21 protein-coding genes are annotated in these 20,280 nt (G+C 49.9%); 3 read left to right on the top strand and 18 right to left on the bottom strand.

Annotated features, from left to right (window positions below; all coding sequences use genetic code 11):
* Window positions 1-19: 19 nt before the first annotated feature.
* Complete coding sequence (locus F6I03_RS06345; RefSeq protein ID WP_070430085.1) at window positions 20-232, top strand: ferredoxin; 213 nt, start codon at window positions 20-22, stop codon at window positions 230-232.
* 86 nt (window positions 233-318) lie between these two features.
* On the opposite strand, the gene F6I03_RS06340 is transcribed toward F6I03_RS06345, so the two are convergent.
* The 6 genes from F6I03_RS06340 to F6I03_RS06315 all read right to left on the bottom strand — a co-directional run bounded on the left by F6I03_RS06340 (window position 319) and on the right by F6I03_RS06315 (window position 4,301).
* Window positions 319-897 (bottom strand): ECF transporter S component, encoded by a 579-nt coding sequence (locus F6I03_RS06340; protein ID WP_224788497.1) that lies wholly within the window; start codon window positions 895-897, stop codon window positions 319-321.
* A 2-nt stretch (window positions 898-899) separates the two neighbouring features.
* Window positions 900-1,631 carry a pseudouridine synthase gene (locus F6I03_RS06335; RefSeq protein WP_150983089.1) on the bottom strand — a complete coding sequence of 244 codons (732 nt, stop codon included), beginning with the start codon at window positions 1,629-1,631 and terminating at the stop codon, window positions 900-902.
* Between the two features lie 36 nt (window positions 1,632-1,667).
* Window positions 1,668-2,231 (bottom strand): SMC-Scp complex subunit ScpB, encoded by a 564-nt coding sequence (scpB, locus tag F6I03_RS06330; protein WP_070430083.1) that lies wholly within the window; start codon window positions 2,229-2,231, stop codon window positions 1,668-1,670.
* Window positions 2,231-2,992, bottom strand: coding sequence for a segregation/condensation protein A (locus tag F6I03_RS06325; RefSeq protein WP_070430082.1), 762 nt, complete (start codon window positions 2,990-2,992; stop codon window positions 2,231-2,233). Before F6I03_RS06325 ends, scpB begins: the two co-directional genes overlap by 1 nt.
* Window positions 2,993-3,397, bottom strand: a complete 405-nt coding sequence (locus F6I03_RS06320; protein ID WP_070430081.1) for a hypothetical protein — start codon at window positions 3,395-3,397, stop codon at window positions 2,993-2,995. It abuts the gene before it with no gap.
* A 73-nt stretch (window positions 3,398-3,470) separates the two neighbouring features.
* Window positions 3,471-4,301, bottom strand: a complete 831-nt coding sequence (locus F6I03_RS06315; RefSeq protein ID WP_070430080.1) for a glycosyltransferase family 8 protein — start codon at window positions 4,299-4,301, stop codon at window positions 3,471-3,473.
* A gap of 79 nt (window positions 4,302-4,380) precedes the next feature.
* Here F6I03_RS06315 and F6I03_RS06310 point away from each other — a divergent pair, with 79 nt between their 5' ends.
* Entirely contained in the window at window positions 4,381-4,671 is a 291-nt protein-coding gene (locus F6I03_RS06310; protein ID WP_070430079.1) for a chorismate mutase, read from the top strand.
* On the opposite strand, the gene F6I03_RS06305 is transcribed toward F6I03_RS06310, so the two are convergent.
* Window positions 4,655-5,386, bottom strand: a complete 732-nt coding sequence (locus tag F6I03_RS06305) for an NAD-dependent protein deacylase (RefSeq protein ID WP_191622028.1) — start codon at window positions 5,384-5,386, stop codon at window positions 4,655-4,657. The two genes, F6I03_RS06310 and F6I03_RS06305, sit on opposite strands and share 17 nt — an antisense overlap.
* A gap of 145 nt (window positions 5,387-5,531) precedes the next feature.
* Between F6I03_RS06305 and F6I03_RS06300 the strand changes: the two genes are divergently transcribed.
* Window positions 5,532-6,308 carry an FxLYD domain-containing protein gene (locus F6I03_RS06300; RefSeq protein ID WP_070430077.1) on the top strand — a complete coding sequence of 259 codons (777 nt, stop codon included), beginning with the start codon at window positions 5,532-5,534 and terminating at the stop codon, window positions 6,306-6,308.
* 81 nt (window positions 6,309-6,389) lie between these two features.
* Here the strand turns inward: F6I03_RS06300 and xerD are convergent, their stop codons facing one another.
* The 11 genes from xerD to mutL form a co-directional block, all read right to left on the bottom strand.
* Window positions 6,390-7,283: a site-specific tyrosine recombinase XerD gene (xerD, locus tag F6I03_RS06295; RefSeq protein ID WP_070430076.1), complete on the bottom strand. Its 894-nt coding sequence runs from the start codon at window positions 7,281-7,283 to the stop codon at window positions 6,390-6,392.
* Complete coding sequence (locus F6I03_RS06290) at window positions 7,273-7,734, bottom strand: Fur family transcriptional regulator (protein ID WP_070430075.1); 462 nt, start codon at window positions 7,732-7,734, stop codon at window positions 7,273-7,275. Before F6I03_RS06290 ends, xerD begins: the two co-directional genes overlap by 11 nt.
* Window positions 7,734-8,615, bottom strand: a complete 882-nt coding sequence (locus F6I03_RS06285) for a S1 RNA-binding domain-containing protein (RefSeq protein WP_070430074.1) — start codon at window positions 8,613-8,615, stop codon at window positions 7,734-7,736. The genes F6I03_RS06290 and F6I03_RS06285 overlap by 1 nt, the downstream gene beginning before the upstream one ends.
* A gap of 157 nt (window positions 8,616-8,772) precedes the next feature.
* Window positions 8,773-10,548 carry a pyruvate kinase gene (pyk, locus tag F6I03_RS06280; protein WP_070430073.1) on the bottom strand — a complete coding sequence of 592 codons (1,776 nt, stop codon included), beginning with the start codon at window positions 10,546-10,548 and terminating at the stop codon, window positions 8,773-8,775.
* Between the two features lie 53 nt (window positions 10,549-10,601).
* A complete protein-coding gene (pfkA, locus tag F6I03_RS06275) occupies window positions 10,602-11,567 on the bottom strand; it encodes a 6-phosphofructokinase (RefSeq protein ID WP_083290467.1) in 966 nt (321 codons plus the stop codon).
* A 95-nt stretch (window positions 11,568-11,662) separates the two neighbouring features.
* Window positions 11,663-15,058: a DNA polymerase III subunit alpha gene (locus F6I03_RS06270; protein WP_070430071.1), complete on the bottom strand. Its 3,396-nt coding sequence runs from the start codon at window positions 15,056-15,058 to the stop codon at window positions 11,663-11,665.
* 31 nt (window positions 15,059-15,089) lie between these two features.
* Window positions 15,090-16,151: a tRNA preQ1(34) S-adenosylmethionine ribosyltransferase-isomerase QueA gene (gene queA, locus F6I03_RS06265; protein WP_070430070.1), complete on the bottom strand. Its 1,062-nt coding sequence runs from the start codon at window positions 16,149-16,151 to the stop codon at window positions 15,090-15,092.
* Window positions 16,152-16,168: 17 nt separating this feature from the next.
* Window positions 16,169-17,176 (bottom strand): Holliday junction branch migration DNA helicase RuvB, encoded by a 1,008-nt coding sequence (gene ruvB / locus F6I03_RS06260; RefSeq protein ID WP_070430069.1) that lies wholly within the window; start codon window positions 17,174-17,176, stop codon window positions 16,169-16,171.
* A 37-nt stretch (window positions 17,177-17,213) separates the two neighbouring features.
* Window positions 17,214-17,813, bottom strand: coding sequence for a Holliday junction branch migration protein RuvA (ruvA, locus tag F6I03_RS06255; RefSeq protein ID WP_070430068.1), 600 nt, complete (start codon window positions 17,811-17,813; stop codon window positions 17,214-17,216).
* 12 nt (window positions 17,814-17,825) lie between these two features.
* A complete protein-coding gene (msrB, locus tag F6I03_RS06250) occupies window positions 17,826-18,263 on the bottom strand; it encodes a peptide-methionine (R)-S-oxide reductase MsrB (protein WP_070430067.1) in 438 nt (145 codons plus the stop codon).
* A 76-nt stretch (window positions 18,264-18,339) separates the two neighbouring features.
* Entirely contained in the window at window positions 18,340-20,280 is a 1,941-nt protein-coding gene (gene mutL, locus F6I03_RS06245; RefSeq protein WP_070430066.1) for a DNA mismatch repair endonuclease MutL, read from the bottom strand.

The following is a 20,280-nucleotide window of genomic DNA, read 5'->3' as shown; positions in this document are numbered from 1 at the left end:
TCCAGAAAGGTGATTGACTATGCAAGGACACATTATCCCCGAAGCCTGCATTGCCTGTGGGATTTGCCAGCTAAAGGCTGGGCAAGTTTTTGATTATGACGATGAAGGCATTGCTTACTTCAAAGATTCAGACCAGCCCTACCAGGCCCAGATCCCAGCCGACCAGTTGGAAGCCTTCCGCCAGGCTTTGACCCACTGTCCCACTGGTGCTATCCAGCGGAGCAAAGGCTAAATAAACAAAAAGCTTTTCGTTATCGGACTTTTCAGTTCCATTATAACGGAAAGCTTTTTCTTTGTCTGCTTCCTTCCCCTAGTGTCTCAGAGCCAGCGGTCTAGGATAGGTAGGAGGCGGCCCAGGAAGAAGTGGGCCACGATAGATACTAAGACGCCCTTGACGAGGTTAAAGGGTACAATCCCCATGAGGAGGTAGTGGACCATATCATTAATGGGGAAGTTCATGACTGCTGAATAGAAGGGGGCTAGGACAAAGTAATTCAAGGCCACCATTACCAGGGTCAGCGATAGGGTGGCCAGGCCGTAAATCAGGATCAGTCTAGGCCATGGCAAGTGGCGCTCTTTGGACTTAAGGACTTGTAAGTGGCCCCTCAAGAGGTAATAAATGGGATAGATATAAGCCAAACTGGCCAGGAAACTCGCCAAATCCCCGATCGGATAGCCGGCGTCCCCACCTGTTTGAATATAGTGGAGGAGGGTCCGGATTAAAGCCGCCAAGGCCCCAGAGAGCGGCCCATAGAGGAAAGTGGTCAGTAATAATGGAATATCGGAAAAATCAATCTTTAAAAAAGGCAGGGCAAAAAGAATGGGAAAGGCAAAGAACATTAAGAGATAAGCTAGAGCGCCCATAATGGCCGTAAACATTAACTTCTTAGCATTCACTTCTATTTCTCCTTTCCTTGTTCTGCCAAGGCTTTGAGCTCTTGAACTTCAAAGGGTAAGAGAACGCGTGATTGACCGGGTCTTAAGTCATCCAGGTAGACATTACCGTAGAAGTCCCGACGCAATTTTTGTACGGAATGACCGATGGCATCGAACATCTTACGCACTTGGCGGTTGCGGCCCTCATGGATAACGATTTCCACGACAGCATAGTCCTTAGCCTCTTCAAGCTTGATGAGACGCGTCTTGGCTGGAGCGGTCTTCTTACGGTCAATGACCACGCCCTTCTCTAATCGGCGCAGGTCTTCTCGGCTGGGAATGCCATTGACCTTGGCAATATAGCCCTTGGCCACTTCATGGCTAGGATGCATCAAGAGATTCGCGAACTCCCCGTCATTGGTTAACAGTAAGAGCCCGCTCGTATTGTAGTCTAGACGGCCGATGGGATAAATCCGTTCTTCCACCTCAGGAAAGTAATCCGTGACGCAAGGACGGCCACGATCATCTTCTACCGCTGAAATCACGCCCGTTGGCTTGTTGAGGACAAAGTACTTGGGTTCTTCTTTGTAGATAGGAACCTCATCGACTTCTACGCGGTCATGGCGGGACACCTCGGTTCCTAATTCAACCACGGTCTCACCGTTCACCTTGACCCGGCCAGCTGTAATCAATTTTTCTGCTTGCCGGCGTGAGGCTACCCCAGCATGTGCAATAACTTTCTGTAATCTTTCCATAGTCAATCTCCTTTAAGCAAATTCAGTATCCCGTCGTTAGTCAACCAGGTCCCCCGCATCGAATAAGGCGGTCTGTTCGGGCTCCTCAGGCTGGACAGTGGCTAGGTCGGGTAAGTCGTCTAAAGAACTTAAGCCAAAATATTGGTAAAAATAATCACTCACCCCATAAATAATGGGACGGCCTGGCCCCTCTTTACGTCCCATCTCTTCGATCAGGTCATGCTGGAGAAGTTTTTGGATCATGGCTGACGATTGAACCCCTCGGATATCGTCAATTTCCATCCGCGTGATGGGAGCCTGGTAGGCAATAATCGCCAAGGTTTCCAGAGCAGCTTGGGATAATTTAACCGAGAATGGGGACCGGGCATAGACTTTAATAACTTCAGCCAACTCTGCCTTGGTGACTAATTGGATGCGCTGGTTAACCCAGGATAAGTTCAAGGCTGACTCCTGGTCAGACTGGTACTTCTCAGCCAGCTTCAACAAAGCATAGCGGGTTTGATCAATCGATAAGTCGAGCAAGTGAGCCAGCTCTTCTAAGTCCAAGCCTTGGTCGCCTGCAACAAATAATAAACTTTCAATAGCTTGCATGGCTGTCATCAGCCCACCTCATTTCGTCGGATCTCAATATCAGCCTGGCCTGGCCGTTGGGCAAAGCTAATCTCTGCTCGCTTGACCAGCTGCAAGACGGCTAAGAAGAGGGTCACTATCCTTTCGCGGCTTAGGGGCCCCTCGAGGATTATTTGATAGAAGGAAACCACCCGCCCCTCAGGACAGGCTGAGAGGAGGTCATCCATGGCTTCCTGGACCGTGTAAGTCTCTGCCTGGACCTGGCGTTCGAGCGGCGCTTGATTCTTTAAGCGGCGCATCATTTTTCGCAGAGCGGCTAGCAAGTCCTCTTGGTCAAAAGCCCCTTCAGGCAAGGGCAACTTGACCTGCCATTGCGAGAGGTCGCTAGCTGCCTTAGGATATTCTAACTGCCGGGCTTCCTGCTTCTCTTCCAAGAGCTGGCTGATATTTTGGTATTGCTGGTAGGTCAGCAACTGTTGGACCAGGTCATCCCGCGGGTCTTCTTCCTCTTCAGCTTCTTCTTTGGCCTGGGGAAGCATCATCTTAGACTTGATCTCAATCAGGCTAGCCGCCATCACTAAATATTCGCTAGCCAAGTCCAATTCCAATTCCTTCATATCCTCTAGATAGGCCAGGTACTGTTCAGTTACCAGGACAATGGGAATATCAAAGATATCGACTTCTAAAGTCTTAATCAAGTGTAAGAGCAAGTCCAAGGGCCCCTCAAAACTAGCTAAATCCAGCCTCAAGGCAGAGGCTGGATACGCTTCAAGCTGTTTCTTTTCTTCCATTTAAAGGTCTGACACTTCCTCCGTTGAATGATCGGCATTGGCCTGGCGCATCTCTAAATTCCACTTCTTGAAAAAATCAGACATCTCAATGGAAGCTGAGAAATTGCGCTGAGGGAAAAGCTCACTGACTTCCGTTATCATGCGAGAAACCAAGCCCTCTCCCCTAAAGGACGGCATGACGGCCACATAGCGCAATATAATGCTTTGACTTTCCAAGTCCTCATCAAAGGCAATTAAGGCATGGTAATTATCAGACGATGGGTCCTTGTAGAGATAGAGCGACCGGTAGCCCGATTCGACTTTTGCAATTTCCTTACTCATCTCATCATAGTCTTTGAAGCGCGGAATATAAGAGAGTAAGCCCATAGCCACTTTCTTATACTTTGGAATATATGGTGTTAGCATATGTTCTCTCCCAATCTAAAAGTCAAAATTTAATTAACGAAACTTTAACATATTATCACAGATCTTGCAATTTTTACAAGTCTTCTTCACTCAAATACCGACGCATCCGCTGCCAATAGTGCTGGTAGAGCAGGGCATATTTATCATTAGCGTTAGGATCCCAGGGCTTGCGCTTACCGCAAAAGTGCAAGAGAGCCGTATGGGAAATCACCCAATGGTCGTCCCATTCCCCGGCAGAAATTAATTCATAAGTCTTCTGATAGCGCATATCATAATTGTAAACCTGGTCAGGCAAGGCATAGACCTGGTGACCATAGAGGGCATTGAGAACATCCTGGTCAGGCAAGAAGAGCTGGTAGTAATGAGAAGCAATGTACTGGTAAATAGCTTTTGCCTGGACTTGGTCGCGCAAGGCTGGCAGGTTCATCAGGAGCACCCCCGAATTATAATAGGCCCCGCCATCCTCCCGCTGGAGCCGGACGCGGTTAAATTCATCGGACAGCCGGGTCAAGCGGGAATGGCTAGCTGCCGCGTATAGGTTATCGCCTAGGTCTAACTGGTAGAGCTCGGTCAAGTCATTGATGCAGAGAATATCCGCATCCAAGTAGAGGATACGGTCCAAGTCAGCAGGCAAAAAGTCCTGGGCTAAAAGCCGGTAGTAAATCGTTTCAGGATAGCGCTTAGAAACCGGAGCCTGGCTAAAATCCGCCTTGTCCATGTTGATCAAGTGAAGGTCAAAGGCAAATTTGGCGGCCAGTTTTTGGACTTGGCCCTCCCCTTCCAGCTTTCCCTTGTGCAAAACATAGACCGCCTCGACTTCCGACTGGCTATTCTCGATAACCGAAGTCAGCGTCGTTAACATCTGATAGAGAAACGAATGGTTAATGGCAAATAATAAATTCATTGTGGCCTTTCTAGTTCTAGTAATTGTCAGAACAGCAAATTTTATCTATAATGAATGAAGTTAAAAAAGGAGTGAAAGCATGTCCCTAGACCAAGAAAGACAGAAAATCAACCAAATTGACCAAAAAATTGTTGCCCTCTATGAAGACCGGCTCAAGGTCAGCGAAGCCATTGCCCGGCTCAAAGCCACTCAAGGGGCTGACATCTTTGTTGCTGACCGCGAGCAAGCCGTGATTGACCATGTGCTCCAGGGCTTGGAGGACCCGGCCAATGCCGATAGTGTCCGAGCCCTCTACCAGGAAATCATGCGCCTGTCCCGTGAACGGCAGAAAGAAGTTCTAGCCGCTGACGAAACTAATCCAAATGACTAAAGACCCGGCCCACTGCGTCTTGGAAGACCGTGAGCGATTGTTTCTTTGGAACTTGGAGGGGGCTCTTATTGATTAAGACCAAGTCCTGGCCAGCATAGTAATTAATCAAGCCTGCTGCCGGATAAACCACTAAGGAAGTGCCAGCAATAATCAGCAAGTCCGCTTCTCCCAAGGCCCGGACAGCCGAACTTAGCGCACTGGCATCCAGGCTCTCTTCATAGAGAACAATATCCGGCCGCACAATGCCCTGGTCCTTCTGACAGCGGGGAATGCCTGACTCGTCACGAAGCAGGTCTTCATAGTCATAGGCCTGGCCACAGTCCATACAATAATTCCGCCATACCGAGCCGTGTAATTCAATTACTTTTTGACTCCCTGCCTTCTGGTGGAGGCCGTCAATATTTTGGGTAATCACTGTGACTTCTTTGCCCCTGGCCTCCAAGTCTGCGAGGTAGCGGTGGGCAGGATTAGGCTTGGCTTCAGGGAAGACCAAGTGTTCAAAGTAGAAGTCAAAGAAGCTTTCCGGATGGGCCATGAAGTAGTGGTGGGAGATCACTTCTTCAGCTGGTATCTGCCTCTCTTGGTCCTTACTGTAGAGGCCTTCTGAAGAGCGGAAGTCAGGAATACCACTCTCAGTCGACACCCCTGCCCCGCCAAAAAAGACTAAGTTCTGGCTCTGATCAATTAAGCTTTGTAATTTATCTATTTTTTCCATAATGGCACCCTTTCTCAGTGAAGCGAGCTTTCGTCTCCTTCTATTCTAACAGAGCTTGGGGAAAAGCAGAAATTTAACGTAAAATATTAACGCTTTAAAGTATTTTCTGTTAATATAAGACATAAAGAAGTGGAGGTTATTCCTAATGCGTAAATTCTTATCCATCATCGGCCTAGCCTTTTTTATTTTCCTAGCTGGGTGTTCCCAAGTCCAAAAAACGGACGATGCCTTCTTCGCCGACCTGGCTTCAACCTGGCAGGACCGGACGGAAACCATGAAGAAGGTTGAAAATGAAAATGACATCACCAAGTCTTTCAAGGCTATCTTTGAAACGGAGTTAAACGGTTTAAAACAGTATGAAAATGCTGATTTCGAAGATCCCAAGCTCGGTGAAACGGTTCAAAACTACCTCAAAGAAGTCAAGGCTTGTTTAGAAGCCCTAGATACCGACCAATTGGGCTACGACGACCTCGAAAACTATCTGAACCACTATGACAAACGGGTCGCTTATCTCAAAGAACTCTCTAAAGACAAGCGCTATGTCCTCCCCGAGGGCTCGGAAGATGACTTAGCCTTAGACCGAGAACAGATCAAAAAAGATAAGGCCAAGGCCGAAGAACGGACGGAAATCCTGAAGAAATTCCAAGAAGACCTCAACCAATTGAGCTTCCAAGGTAGCAAGGATGCCAACGGCCAAACCAATATTAGCGGCCAATTATCCAATTCAACAGGTGCTGACTTAGCGAACTTTACCATCACCATCAAGTTCCTCGACAAAGAGGGCAAGGAAGTCGATAAGCAAAGCGAAAAAATTGACGTCCTGAAGAATGGCGAGACCAAGGAACTCAAGTATTCTACTGACAAAGACTTTGCCAGTGTCGCACCAGACCTTAACTTAGATAATTTAGAAATCAATCCTTAAATCTAAATATAGAAAAGAAGCCTTAAGCTAAGCAGCTATGACGCTTAGCTTAAGGCTTTTCTTTTGCTTAATTTTTTAAGCCTAAGACCGCGGAAAGGCCTTAGCATAAATTTCTTTAAGGTGGGGGGCATGGATATGGGTATAGATTTGGGTGGTGGAAATATCACTGTGCCCCAAGAGTTCTTGGACCACCCGTAAATCTGCCCCATTCTCCAGGATATGGGTGGCAAAAGAGTGGCGTAGGGTATGGGGGCTGACATTTTTTTGGATGCCGACTTCTTGGACATAGGCCTTGATCCGCTTCCAAACCCCTTGCCGACTAATCCCTCCCCCATGGTGGTTCAAGAAGAGCAGGTCTGATTCCTTAGCCTTGAGTAATTGGGGCCGGGCATAGTCCTGGTAGCGGCCGATCCAATCAGCAGCGACCTCCCCTAGGGGTACAATCCGTTCCTTATCCCCCTTGCCCAGGCTCTGCAAGAAACCTAATTCCGAATGGATATCGGTCACTTTGAGATGGATCAGTTCGCTCACCCGGAGCCCCGAGGCATAGAGGAGTTCCAACATGGCCCGGTCCCTGAGACCCAGGGCCGTCCCGATATCAGGTGCTTGGAGCAAGCGGTCGACTTCATCCATGGTCAAGACAGTCGGTAGGGACTGTCTTTTCTTAGGTAGGGCAATCTTCTCCATGGGATTCTGGTCAACCTGTCCGCTTAAGAGCAGGTGGCTAAAAAACCGGCGCAAGGTCGAAATCAAATGGCTGATCGTCGTTGCTTTTTGCCCCTGGTCGCTCTTGCTTTTGAGATAGCGTCGGATGTCAGCAGCTTGCAGTTGGGAGTATGTCTTGATATTTTGACCCTGCATCCAGGTGTCCAGGTGCTTGACATCATTGGCATAGCTCTTGATGGTATTGTCCGCTAGGCCTTCCTCGACTTTGAGGGTCAAGAGAAAATCTTCTAAAATTTCCTTATTGGTCATCGAGCAGGTCCCCTTCTTGGCAGTCTTGGCAGAGGCCGTGGATGACTAAGTGGTGGTTGGTTACCTTGAAGTGGAAGTTCTTTTCAACTTCTTTTTCCACGGCATCTAGCAAGTCTTCATTGATTTCAATTATGCGGCCACAGTGGATACAGACTAAGTGGTGGGGGGCATGCTGGGATTGGCGGTTAATCAAACTATAGTAGGCCAAACCTTCAGACCCCATGACCTTACTGACTACCTGGATGGAGGTCAAAATCTCTAAAGTCCGGTAAACAGTGGCTAGGCCAATGGATTCATTCTTTTCTCGGGTGTACATGTAGATTTGCTCGGCACTGAGCAACTGGTCACTCTGTTCAATCAAGACCTGCAGGGTAGACTGACGTTGGGGCGTCAGCTTAAAGCCTGAAGCTTGAACTGAAGCCTTCAGTTCTTGAAATTGATCGGTCGCCACTAGTCCTCATCCCCTTTGTTCACCAGGTAAATCCCTGTTGGATCCTGGCGCAAGCGGCCGGCTTTCATAAGATGGCCGAGCGCCCGTTTGAACTGGGCCTTGGATAGGTTGAAGAATTGGCGGATATCTTCCGGTCGACTCTTATCATTATAAGGGAGGAAGTGGTCCGGCTGGCGCTCTAGAATGGCCTGGATCATCTGAGCATCCTCGCCAATCACTTGATAAGCTTGGGGCTTGAGGGAGAGATTCAAATTTCCGTGCTGGCCTACCCCAATAACGCGAGCACTAACTTCTTCACCTAGACTAGGCTCTTCATAACGTTCACTTTCATGGATGTAGGCCTGGTAGTAGTCTTCCGTCAAGAGATAGGTCCCCACAAATTTACAGCGGTAGACCCGAGCCTTGACCGTCTTATTGTTCCAAGTGGAGGTATGGGGGGATAGGCGCTTAGAAATCTGCTGGAAGACCTGGTCATCTGCCAGCTTAGCCCAGAGCCGGTCCTTCTTATCCACTTCCAAACGGACAAAGAGCTTGGCCCCTTTTTTGGGCCAGAGCTGTTTCTCTTGGGGCAGGTCATCCAGGGACAAGACGATGTCCTTATCGGGCAAGCCAATATCCAAAAAGACCCCCAGATCAGGCTTAATCGAAATCACTTCAGCCCAAGCATAGCGTCCTTGGCGGATTGCTGGCAGGTCCAAGGTCATACACAAGTGTTTCCGGCTATTTTCATAGACAAAACCGCGGACCGTGTCCCCTATTTGGAGACTACCGGCCTGGTCCTTGTCTAAGCGGTAAGCTAAGCCATCTTTTTGCACAAAAAAGTATTTGTCATTTTCATCGGTCACAATGCCTGTCAGCAGGCTTCCTAAATATCTATTCATGGTCTACCTCTTTCTGTGGTCGAATCGTGTTCGATCTCATACGCTTTCTATTCTAGCATATTTTAAAGCTTGGACGGGCGACCAGATCCCATAAAAAAAAGAATTTTGCTCATTGGATGACCCAACAAGCAAAATTCTCTCAATCAACTGACTGAATTTAAGCGTCGCCGCCTTCATAAACCACACCGCGACGGGCATCAACTGTGACTAATTGGCCTTCTGTCACTTCTTGACAAGCGCCTTCAGCACCAACAATCACTGGGGTATTGGTATTGATCCCGAGGACAGCAGCATGGCTAGTCACGCCGCCTTCTTCAACGATAACAGCCTTAGCCTGGCTAATAACATCATTGTAAGATTCGTCCGTTGTCTTCACTACTAGAACTGAGTTAGCTGTCACTTTTTCCTTAGCCTCAGCTGCATCTTTAGCTAGGACCACATGGCCGACAGCTGAGTTCTCGCCGATACCTTGGCCACGAACAATTTGACGGCCAACGATTTGAATCTTCATTAAGTTGGTCGTGCCGCGTTCACCGACAGGAACACCAGCGGTTACTAAGATCTTATCGCCGTCTTGGGCATAGCCGTTTTCTTTGGCTAGGTTAGCAGCTAAGATCATCATATCATCGGTTGTTGCTGGACGTTCAGCTACAATAGGTTCTACCCCGCTCGAAAGCATGAGCTTGTTCGCACGACTTTCTGAGAAGGTTAAAGCTAAGATTGTCGCATTTGGACGGTATTTAGAGATCATCTTAGCGGTGAAACCGGAGTCTGTAGCAGCCACAATGGTACGGATACCCAAGTTGCTTGCGGTATAAGCCACGGATTGGCTGATTGCTTCAGCAACATCTAATTGGGCATGGTCGCCGCGTTCCACATGGTTAGGTAGGACACCATCTGTGTGGGCTGCGATTTGTGCTTCTGTTGCTAAGGCAATCCGGTTCATGGTTTGAACGGCTTCTACTGGATAGTCCCCAGCTGCTGTTTCACCAGATAACATAATGGCGTCGGTCCCGTCATAGATTGCATTGGCAACGTCGGAAGCTTCAGCCCGGGTTGGACGTGGGTTCCGTTGCATAGAGTCAAGCATTTGTGTTGCTGTAATGACAGGCTTACCTAAGCTATTGCAGAGCTCAATCATATCTTTTTGGGCGATTGGAACAGTTTCAACAGGAATTTCAACCCCTAAGTCCCCGCGGGCAATCATTAAGCCGTCTGAAACGTTCATGATTTCTTTGATGTTGTCCACGCCTTCTTGGTTTTCAATCTTAGGCAGAATTTGAACATCTTCGTTGCCTGTTTCTTCTAAAATTTCGCGGATTTCTAGAATGTCTTCTGGTTTACGGACAAAGGAAGCCGCAATAAAGTCAATGCCTTGTTCCAGACCGAAGCGAATATCAGCTTCATCTTTATCTGTAATCCCAGGTAGGTTGATGGAAACGCCTGGCACATTGACACCTTTTTTATCTTTGATGATGCCGCTATTTTCAACAACAGTCACGATTTCACCATCAGCTTTGTTAATGTCAGTGACAAGTAGGTCAACAAGGCCATCATCAACCAAGATATGGGAGCCCACATGAACATCATCGATCAATTGAGGGTAAGTAATTGAGAACTTAGTCGCGTCCCCTTCCACTTCTGTTGAGAAGATAGAAACCGTAGTTCCCTTTTCCAGTAAAACAGGTTCGTGGTTTACCATGTTGTGGGTACGGATTTCAGGGCCCTTGGTGTCCAGTAAGAGGGCCACACGTTTACCACTTTGTTTGGCAGCTTCACGGATGTTCTTAATCCGGGCTTCATGTTCTTCATGAGAACCGTGTGAGAAGTTCAAACGAGCGACATTCATGCCCGCTTCCATTAATTGAACCAAAGTTTCAACTGACTCAGAAGCTGGGCCGATAGTACAAACAATTTTTGTGTTCTTTTGCATTTTTGTTCTCCTTTTTGCTTTAATCCTTTGAACGATTAGACATTATAGACGGCTTAATAAGAAATTTCACCGTTAATTTCATACAATTCCATCAATGGGGTGTGGTTTTCCCGGTTCAAGACTTCGGAAATATCCCCGTAGACAATATCATTGCCACGGATGCCTAGGCAGATACCTGAATGGCCTTGGTTGAGAAGCTCTACGGCTCGATAACCAAACATGGTTGCTAGGACACGGTCGCGGGCTGAAGGGGCGCCCCCTCTTTGCATATGACCGAGGACAGTGGCCCGGCTGTGGAAGTTCCCATAAGTCGAGAGTTGGTCCATGAATTTATTGGCAGACATCACGCCTTCAGCGAGGATAATGATAATGTGCTTCTTACCCCGTTCCCGACCTGCCTTGATATCAGAGACAACCTGGTCCATATCAAAACCAATTTCAGGAATAATGACCTTCTCAGCCCCAGAAGAAATCCCCGTCCAGAGGGCAATATCTCCTGCATTGCGTCCCATCACTTCAATGATGAAGGTACGCTCATGGCTGGTTGCCGTGTCGCGAATCTTATCGACCGCTTCAATGACGGTGTTACAGGCTGTGTCGAAACCGATGGTAAAATCCGTCCCGGCAATGTCATTATCAATGGTACCTGGGATTCCAACGGTTGGAAAACCTTGCTCACTTAGAGCCTTGGCCCCCATGAAGGAACCGTCCCCACCGATCACAATCAAAGAATCAATCTTAAATTTCTTCAATTGCGCAATGGCCTTCTCTTGCCCTTCTTTCTCAGCAAATTCAGGATAGCGTGCCGTGTACAGCATGGTCCCTCCGCGCGACAGCAAGTTGCCGACATCATCAATTCCCATTTGATAGATATCGCCTTCTGCTAGTCCACGAAAGCCATAGCGGATACCATAAACTTCATTGCCATCGTAGATTGCTTTTCTAACGACAGCACGAATCGCGGCATTCATCCCTGGTGCGTCACCACCACTTGTTAAAACGCCAATACGTTTAACCACTTGGACACCTCGTTTCAAAAAATTAATTCATACATTTTTATCTTAACATTTTTTTCAAAGAATGTCGCCCCATTTATTATTTTTTCAAGAAGCTCTTAGCTTAGAATGACATGTTTTCCCCCATAAATCTCTTCTAGGGAGCTGAGGACCTGGGGGCTGTGGGCCAGGGCAAATTGCGGACCTAACCAATAATGCGTCCCCTCTTCTTTGAAGATAAAGTGCAAGGGGCTGATCCCCGGCTGGTCCTTGACCAAAGCCAGTAGCGCCGCCTTCTTCTCTGAGGCTGCCGCTTGGTTAGCCACTTCGATGTGGTAGGCCCCGGCCCTTCCTTGCTTGATGGCCTGATCCTTTAACTGTTGATAGTAAGCCTGGTCTAGGGGGTGGACCTGGTCCACTAAGACTTGCAATTGGTCCCGGCGCTCTTCTGTCTTACCGCGAACAGCCAGCTGCTGCTTGTCCCGCAAGAAGGCCGCATAACGAATATAAGTCTGGGGAAAAGCGGTGAGATTAACTGTTCCGCTAGCATCCTGGAGCTCAAGAAAGGCCATGGGCTGGCCCTTCTTGGTTTGAATCCGTTTAACATGGACCACTTCACCGATGACCTGGACCGTCTGCTTGGGCTTCAGCTCGCTGATCGCCTGAACTTGGCCCGTCCGGTAGAAATCTTTCCAGGCCGCATAGGGATCGACACTCAGGCAGAGGCCCAGGTAGTCAATCTCCTGTTGAATAAGTTCAGAATCACTATACTCTTCCTGTTCCTCAATCACTGGGGCAAAGAGAGCCTGGTAGTCATTCGCCATGCCCAGGTCCAAGTGACTCTGCTGGTCCTGTTGGCCGAAGAGCTTGCGGTGGTCCAGTAATTTAGGCAGGGCATCTTCGACTAAGGTCCGCCGGTTATAGCCAAAGTCATCGAGGGCGCCCGATAAGGCTAAAGCAGTTAAGACTTTCTCCCGGGCCCCCGCTTGGTCCAAGCGGCTGACAAAGTCCATCAAATCCTTGTAAGCCCCGCCGTATTGGCGCTCCGAGATAATGCCACGACTCACTGGCCGGCTGAGGCTCTTGATATTGGATAGACCCAGTCGCAGGCTAGTTTGGTCGACAAGGTCCAAGGGCATAAAGGACCGGTTGACACTCGGCAAAAGAATCTTAATCCCTGCCGCCCGGGCTTCTGCTAAGAGCTGCTTGCCCTTGCTATCATGGATACTAGAATGGCGGAGGTTGCCGTAGTAAAAGGCAGCCGGGCAGTGGACCTTAAACCAGGCCAGGTCATAGGCCAGGTAGGAATAAGCGAAGGCATGCGAGCGATTGAAGCCGTAATTGGCGAAGGCATCGATATAGTGATAGACTTCTTCAGCCAAAGCTGGCGCATAGCCCTGGTCCCGGGCGCCAGCAATAAATTGATCATGGAGGCCATCCAGGACTTCCTGCTGCTTCTTACCCATGGCCCGGCGCAAGATATCAGCCTGTCCCAGGCTAAAGCCCGCAATCTTCTGGGCCACCTGCATAACCTGTTCTTGGTAGACCATGACCCCATAAGTCCCCTCCAAGATAGGGGCGAGGTCCTCATGGGGGTAGCTGATGGCTTCCTGGCCATGCTTGCGACGGGCAAAGTGGTTAATCTGCTTCATGGGGCCCGGCCGAAAGAGAGCATTGACGGCCGCTAGGTCTTCCATCGATTCAGGACTCACCTGGCGCAAGACATTACGGATCCCATCCGATTCAAATTGGAAGACCCCCAGCGTGTCGGCCTCTTGGAAGAGCCGGTAGACAGCGGGATCATCCTTTTGGGCTAAGGCTTGGTCCAAATTCTTGAAGCCCAACTTCTCGGCTGCGGCTTTCACATCATGGAGGATACTCAGGTTGATCAATCCTAAGAAGTCAATCTTCAAGAGTCCAATCCGTTCCACCTCCCCCATCGTGAATTGGGAGAGCAGGATCTCATTGTTAGCATTCTGCTGGAGGGGGATGTCTGCTACAAGAGGTCGGTCACTGATCAAGACCCCCGCCGCATGGGTCGAGACATGGCGGGGTAGGCCTTCAAGCTTGAGCGCTGCCTGGAGCCAGAGCTTGCCGTCTTCTGTTTCTCTAAGCAAATGCTGGAAGTCCTTCGAGCCTTGGTAGGCTTCTGACAGGCTGACTTGCCCCTGGATTTGATTGGCCCAAGTGCTAATTTCTGCCTGGTTCTTGCCTAGAGCAGAGCCGACATCACGCAGGGCCTTACGCGCCGCAAAGGTTCCAAAGGTAGCAATCTGTGCCACATGGTCTGCACCGTATTTTTCATAAACATAGTGGAGGACCTCCTGGCGGCGGTTATCAGGGAAGTCGAGGTCGATATCAGGCATGCTGTGGCGCTCGGGATTCAGGAAGCGTTCAAAGAGCAGGTCATTAGCTATCGGATCGACATGGGTAATGAAGAGCGCATAGGCCACTAAGGATCCAGCGGCTGAGCCCCGGCCAGGTCCAACCGTGATCTTAGAAGCCCGGGCAAAGCGCATAATATCCCAGACAATTAAGAAATAATCATCGAAGCCCATGCGGTGAATGACTTGGAGTTCATAGGCTAAGCGGTCTTGGTAGGCCTCGAAATCTGGCTGGTCACCCAGCCGTTCAGCCAACCCCCGGGCCGCCTGCCGACCGAGATAGGACTGGGCATCCTCCCCTTCTGCTAAAGGGAAGCGCGGTAAGAGTTCTTTATGGTAGACCATCTCTACATCAAGCTCATCCACAAGTTCGGCCAAACGATCTACCGTATCCGCCAAGCCAATTTCCTCATATTCAGCCCGCCAGTCTACTGCTGACTTGAGAAAGTGTGGGCCCCGGATCTCCTGGCTTGCGGCAATATCTTCCAAGGCTTGGTTGCGGTCAATCGCGGCTAGAAGCTCTTGGTAGAAGTAATCTTCTGTCTCCAGATAGGCAAGATAGGGCAAGGCGACCAGGTCCAAAGCTGTGCTTTGACTCAGATCTTTAATCCGCGGCAAGTGGTAGCGGTCAAAGGCCTGGGCACTTACCCCGATATAGAGGTTATCGCGCTTAAAATGTGCTTTAAAGCTCTGGCACCAGGCCAGAGCTTCAGCGTCTTGATTCTGCTTGAGGCGCGCCATATGCGGGCCATAGACAGCGGATAAGATAACAACCAGGTCATCATTAGCCGTCTGCAGAAGCTCTAAGGCCTCTGCATAGCGTTCGGTCTTCGCTAGGGTGGATAATTGCATGAGGACCTGGTAGCCCGCCTGGTTCTTCGCATAGACCACATACTCTTCAAAGCCTTGGCCCAAGAGCTCTGAAGGAAGCTGCAAGGATAAGCCAATCAAAGCCTTAAGCCCAGCTGCCTGGCAGAGGTCGTAAAATTCGCAGACGCCATAAAGGACATTGACATCGGCCAAGCCCAATGCCTGGTAGCCTAATTTTTTGCCTAAAGCGACATAGTCAGCCAGGGACATGGGGCTCTTGAGTAAGGTATAGGCACTATTGACATGCAGGGGGGCAAACATAAGCTCTCTCCTTTCCCTAATCGTTGATCAATTACAAATCGTCACCCTGGTATTGGGGACCTTGGATATACATAGCGTCACCAAAACTAAAGAAGCGGTAAGCGGCTTCTACAGCGTGCTGATAAGCCTCTAGCACATGCTGGCGGCCCGCAAAAGCAGACACCAACATAACTAAAGTTGACTTAGGCAAGTGGAAGTTAGTAATAATGGCGTCCACAACTTTAAAATCAAAGCCGGGATAAATAAAAATAGATGTCCAACCGGAATCAGCTTGGACCTGACCGTCAAATTTTTGGGCGATAGTCTCCAGGGTACGGATACAGGTTGTCCCGACAGCGACTACCCGCTTGCCCGCGCTTTTAGCGGCCTTAATCTTCTCTGCATTGGCTTCGTCCAGGCGGTAGAATTCAGAGTGCATCTCATGGTCCGTCAAGTCATCAGCGCTGACTGGTCGGAAGGTACCTAAGCCCACATGGAGGGTCAGATAGGCCAGGTCGACGCCCTTGGCTTGGACTTGGTCTAGGAAGTCCTCGGTAAAATGCAGGCCCGCCGTTGGAGCAGCTGCTGACCCATTTTCTTTGGCATAAACGGTTTGATAGCGGTCTGGATCGTCTAAGTGTTCCTTGATATAAGGGGGCAGGGGCATCTCACCTAGGGCTTCTAGGATCTCCATAAAGATGCCGTCATAGAGAAAGTCAATCTCCCGGCCGCCGTGGTCTAATTCCTTAACCACCTTGGCCTTCAGTTGACCGTCGCCGAACTGGATAACCGTTCCCTCCTTGAGTCGGCGGGCTGGTTTAGCCAGGACTTCCCAGCGGTCCCCTTCTATATTATTTAATAACAAGAGCTCCGCATGGCCTCCTGTTTCTTCCTTGGTCCCTAAGAGCCGGGCAGGCAGGACGCGGGTATCATTGAGGACGAGGACATCGCCGGCTTCCAAGATATCTAGCAAGTCGGCAAAGACATGGTCAGCGTACTTGCCTGTCTGGGCATCCAGAGTCAAGAGCCGGCAATTTAAGCGGTCCTTGGTCGGGGTCTGGGCAATCAGTTCTTCGGGCAGGTCATAATCATAGTCTGATGTTTTTAAAGTCATTCCATTCGCTTCCTTTTTTACGTGCTTTCGATTTCAATTCCTAAATGGCTATAGGCTAGGGGGGTCACGATCCGGCCCCTAGGTGTCCGCTGGAGGAAGCCATTTTGAATCAGGTAGGGTTCATACATATCTTCGACAGTGAGGGGGTCTTCTGCAATATTGGCTGCAATGGTGGATAAACCCACCGGCCCTCCTTGGTAGTAATAAATCATGGTTTCTAAGATCTTCCGGTCAACGGCATCCAAGCCTTTGTCATCAACTTCCAAAACCTCCAAGGCCTTGCGGGTGATGGCCAAGTCAATACGTTGGTCCTCATTAAAGACCTGGGCAAAGTCACGGACCCGCTTCAATAAGCGGTTAGCTATCCGCGGTGTCCCCCTTGACCGCAAGGCGATTTCCTGGCTAGCCTGGTCATCGATTGGGCTAGCCAGCACCTGACTGGTCCGCTGAACAATGGCTTTGAGCTCTTCGGGGCTGTAATAGCGCAATTGCTTGACAATGCCGAAGCGATCGCGCAGAGGGGCTGAGAGTGCCCCCGCCCGGGTCGTTGCCCCCATTAAGGTGAAAGGAGGCAGGTCAAATTGGATGGCATGGGCCTCCGTATCCTGCCCCACAATAATGTCCACGCGAAAGTCTTCCATGGCGGAATAGAGCATCTCTTCAACCACCCGGGGCATGCGGTGGATCTCGTCAATAAAGAGAATATCGCCGGGGGCCATCTCATTCAATAAGACCAGCAAGTCCCCTGTCTTCTCAATAGCCGGCCCACTCGTCGTGTGGACACCGACCTCCAGTTCATTGGCTAGCACATAGGCCAGGGTAGTCTTCCCCAAGCCGGGCGGGCCGTAGAGGAGGACATGGTCCAAGGACTCGTCGCGGGCCTGGCAGGCTTGGATATAGACGGCCAGTTCTTTCTTGAGGGCAGATTGCCCAATATAATCCCTTAAGTACTGGGGACGGAGCGAACCTTCAAAGCGTTCCTCATCTAGGCCTTGGTTATTCTCATCTACTATACGCTCTGCCATCGAAAGTCTCCTTTCATCCTGTCTTATCTCTTCTCAACTAGCGAGCCGTGATCAAGCGCAAGGCCTGGCGGATGGCTTCCGAAGTGGTGGCCACTTGATCAAAGTCCATTTGCTTGACCACCCGCTGGATATCACGTTTGGCATAGCCTAGGCTGTCTAAGGCTTCCTCGAGTTCTTGGGCAATGGGATTGGCCTGGCTGGTTGCCGCTTGGTCTGGCTGGTCCTGACCTTGGCTGGCACCGGTCAATTTGCCCTGCAAGTCGAGGATAATCTGCTGGGCCGTCTTCTTCCCTACCCCTGGAAACTTAGTGAGAAACTGGCTATCCGCCTGGTCAATAGCCCGGACTAAACCTTGGTGGTCGCCCAAGCTGAGGATTGACAAGGCACTTCGGGGGCCAATCCCAGACACTGAAATCAAGTGCAAGAATAAGTCCCTCTCCGCTTCATCGCTGAAGCCATAGAGGCGGATGCTATCTTGACTAACAGACTGGTAGAGCCAGATGGTCGCTTCTTGCCCTAGTCGACTAGAAAAGCGATAGGGATTGGCCATAATCACTTGGTAACCAATCCCATTCACTTCGATCACGACAGCATTCGGTAAAATGCTGGTAATTTTTCCTTTAAAGTAAGCATACATTGCTGGATGCTCCTATTCTACAAACTTCTTATAGTCGCCATAGCCTTTTTCATCCATTTCTTCATAAGGAATGAAGTCTAAGGCTGCTGAGTTGATACAATAGCGCAGGCCCCCTTGGTCTTTCGGCCCGTCGTTAAAGACATGGCCCAGGTGGGAATCTGCCCCTTGGCTACGCACTTCTGTCCGCACCATGCCGTGGCTGGTATCGGTATTTTCCTTAATTTCTTCCTCAATTAAAGGCTTGGAGAAAGAAGGCCAGCCGCATCCTGCATTAAATTTAGTCGTTGATGCGAAGAGCGGACTTCCGTCTACAATATCCACATAGATTCCCTTCTCATAGTGGTCATCATACTTTCCTGAGAAAGGGGCTTCTGTTCCACTCTCTTGGGTCACCCGGTATTGGATATCATCTAATTCTTTCAAACGTTTTTCTTTATTTGCTTGGTCCATTTTGGTCACTCCTTTAAGTCTCTTTCTCTTTTATTCTAACATAAAGCTTGTAGAATGCGAACGTTTGTGCCCGAGTCTAGCGGCTATCCTGGATGCGCTTGAACAAGCGCTCAATCTCATAGGTCGAGTAATGGATCAAGACAGGGCGCCCATGGGCACAGTTAAAGGGATTCTGACACTGGCTCAGGTCTGCAATGAGTTGCTTGGCCTGGTCATCGGATAAGTAGTGGTTGGCCTTAATGGACAGCTTGCAGCTCATCATAATAGCGGTCGCTTGACGGAACTTGCTCACACTGGCTGACTTATCGGTCAAGGCCAATTGGATCAATTCCTCCACCGTCTCATGGACCTGGTCCGATCGAATCCAAATGGGATGGGCCGACAACTGCAAGGTGCGGCTACCAAATAGCTCGAAGTCGAGCTGCATCTCCTTTAATTTAGGCAGGAGGGGTTGGATTTCAAGCATCTCATCCTGGGTAAATTCAAAGAGCTCAGGAATCAACAACTCCTGCATGGCCGTTCCGTAAGAGCCAATATGGTCCCGGTAGTATTCATATTTGATCCGCTCCTGCATGGCGTGCTGGTCCAGCAGGTACATGCCACTGGCATCGGAAGCCAGCAGGTAAGTCCCGTGCAATTGGCCGATATAGTCCAGGTCAGGGAAGCGCGGGGATTGGTCAGACTGGTCCGCATCGATCCGTGTAATCCGGTCCACATCCCGCCAGACTTCTTGCTCACTGTGCTTATGTTGCCGCTCCTCAATCGAGGCTTGAACGGTTTCTGAAGAAGCCGGTTGGGCCTTGCTTTCAGCTGCTTCGGACTTAAGAACTTGCTTAGCTGGCTGAAGCGCTTCTTCCTCCGAATGACTAGCCCCTCGTATCGGTCGGCTGGCTGGCTCAATGTCACCACGACGCTGGCTTGGCTTTTGCGAGCTGGACAAGGGAAGTTCACCCTGCTCATAAGTCTCCTCCAAGCGGAAAGTTTCTGGCTTCAACTCTTCAGTATATTGGAGGGGCTGGTCCGCCTCTGGAATCCGCTGGAGGGGTTGGAAGATATGGTCCAAGCTCTCTCTGATTAAGTCATAGAGGACGTCCTCCTTGGAGATTCGCACCTCCATCTTGGTGGGGTGGACATTGACATCGAGGAGCTGGGGGTCGGCTTCGATATGGATCACGGCAATCGGATAGCGCCCAATCATCAGCTTCTCCCGGTAGCCATCAATCACCGCTTGGTTCAGCTTGTAGTTCCGGATATAGCGGCCATTCAGATAGAGCGAGATATAATTCTTACTGGCCCGGGTCAAGGTCGGCGGTGACACATAGCCCGCCAAGTTAAAGTCCAAGCTCTCGGCCTCCAAGGGATACATCTCCCGGGCTTGCTTGAAGCCATAAACCGCCGCCAAGACTTCCTGGAGTCGCCCCTTCCCATTAGTCTCGAAGACCAGCTTGTCTTCATTAAAATAGCGGAAACGAATCTGGGGGTGCCCCAAGGCCTGGCGGTTAATGATATTGGAAATATGGGAGAGTTCAGTAGGCAGGCTCTTAATATACTTCAAGCGTGCCGGCGTATTGTAGAAGAGGTTTTCTACTAAGACAGAGGTCCCCTGACGGAGGTGGCTCTCCCGCCGGTCTACCACTTCCCCTGCCTGCAAGTAGACCCAAGACCCCGTCTCACCATCTGAGGTCTCCAGGGTCATCTCGGAAACGGAGGCAATACTAGGAAGGGCCTCCCCGCGAAAGCCCAGCGAATGGATACGGAATAAATCCTGGCTCTGATGGATCTTAGACGTGGCATGGCGTTTAAAGGCCAGGTCCACTTCCTTTGCAGCAATTCCAATCCCGTCATCAATCACTTGGATACTCCGTAAGCCGGCCTCTTCCACGCGAATTTCAATCTCTGTGGCCTGGCCATCGATGGCATTCTCTACCAATTCCTTGACAACGGAAGCCGGACGTTCGACCACTTCCCCTGCTGCAATCTGGTCAGCCACCTGACTCGGTAAGAGTTGGATTCCCAT

The organism is Aerococcus sanguinicola (genome assembly GCF_008726925.1).
GTDB lineage: Bacteria > Bacillota > Bacilli > Lactobacillales > Aerococcaceae > Aerococcus.
The sequence above is the reverse complement of the archived record's forward strand: the minus strand, read 5'-3'. Positions and strand labels throughout refer to the sequence as shown.

What these genes read in the sequence shown, in the direction of transcription:
- F6I03_RS06345 (WP_070430085.1), top strand. Translation starts at nt 20, where the DNA reads ATGCAAGGACACATTATCCCCGAAGCCTGCATTGCCTGTGGGATTTGC.
- F6I03_RS06335 (WP_150983089.1), bottom strand. Translation starts at nt 1,631, where the DNA reads ATGGAAAGATTACAGAAAGTTATTGCACATGCTGGGGTAGCCTCACGC.
- scpB (WP_070430083.1), bottom strand. Translation starts at nt 2,231, where the DNA reads ATGACAGCCATGCAAGCTATTGAAAGTTTATTATTTGTTGCAGGCGAC.
- F6I03_RS06325 (WP_070430082.1), bottom strand. Translation starts at nt 2,992, where the DNA reads ATGGAAGAAAAGAAACAGCTTGAAGCGTATCCAGCCTCTGCCTTGAGG.
- F6I03_RS06320 (WP_070430081.1), bottom strand. Translation starts at nt 3,397, where the DNA reads ATGCTAACACCATATATTCCAAAGTATAAGAAAGTGGCTATGGGCTTA.
- F6I03_RS06315 (WP_070430080.1), bottom strand. Translation starts at nt 4,301, where the DNA reads ATGAATTTATTATTTGCCATTAACCATTCGTTTCTCTATCAGATGTTA.
- F6I03_RS06310 (WP_070430079.1), top strand. Translation starts at nt 4,381, where the DNA reads ATGTCCCTAGACCAAGAAAGACAGAAAATCAACCAAATTGACCAAAAA.
- F6I03_RS06305 (WP_191622028.1), bottom strand. Translation starts at nt 5,386, where the DNA reads ATGGAAAAAATAGATAAATTACAAAGCTTAATTGATCAGAGCCAGAAC.
- F6I03_RS06300 (WP_070430077.1), top strand. Translation starts at nt 5,532, where the DNA reads ATGCGTAAATTCTTATCCATCATCGGCCTAGCCTTTTTTATTTTCCTA.
- xerD (WP_070430076.1), bottom strand. Translation starts at nt 7,283, where the DNA reads ATGACCAATAAGGAAATTTTAGAAGATTTTCTCTTGACCCTCAAAGTC.
- F6I03_RS06285 (WP_070430074.1), bottom strand. Translation starts at nt 8,615, where the DNA reads ATGAATAGATATTTAGGAAGCCTGCTGACAGGCATTGTGACCGATGAA.
- pyk (WP_070430073.1), bottom strand. Translation starts at nt 10,548, where the DNA reads ATGCAAAAGAACACAAAAATTGTTTGTACTATCGGCCCAGCTTCTGAG.
- F6I03_RS06270 (WP_070430071.1), bottom strand. Translation starts at nt 15,058, where the DNA reads ATGTTTGCCCCCCTGCATGTCAATAGTGCCTATACCTTACTCAAGAGC.
- queA (WP_070430070.1), bottom strand. Translation starts at nt 16,151, where the DNA reads ATGACTTTAAAAACATCAGACTATGATTATGACCTGCCCGAAGAACTG.
- ruvB (WP_070430069.1), bottom strand. Translation starts at nt 17,176, where the DNA reads ATGGCAGAGCGTATAGTAGATGAGAATAACCAAGGCCTAGATGAGGAA.
- ruvA (WP_070430068.1), bottom strand. Translation starts at nt 17,813, where the DNA reads ATGTATGCTTACTTTAAAGGAAAAATTACCAGCATTTTACCGAATGCT.
- msrB (WP_070430067.1), bottom strand. Translation starts at nt 18,263, where the DNA reads ATGGACCAAGCAAATAAAGAAAAACGTTTGAAAGAATTAGATGATATC.
- mutL (WP_070430066.1), bottom strand. Translation starts at nt 20,280, where the DNA reads ATGGGAATCCAACTCTTACCGAGTCAGGTGGCTGACCAGATTGCAGCA.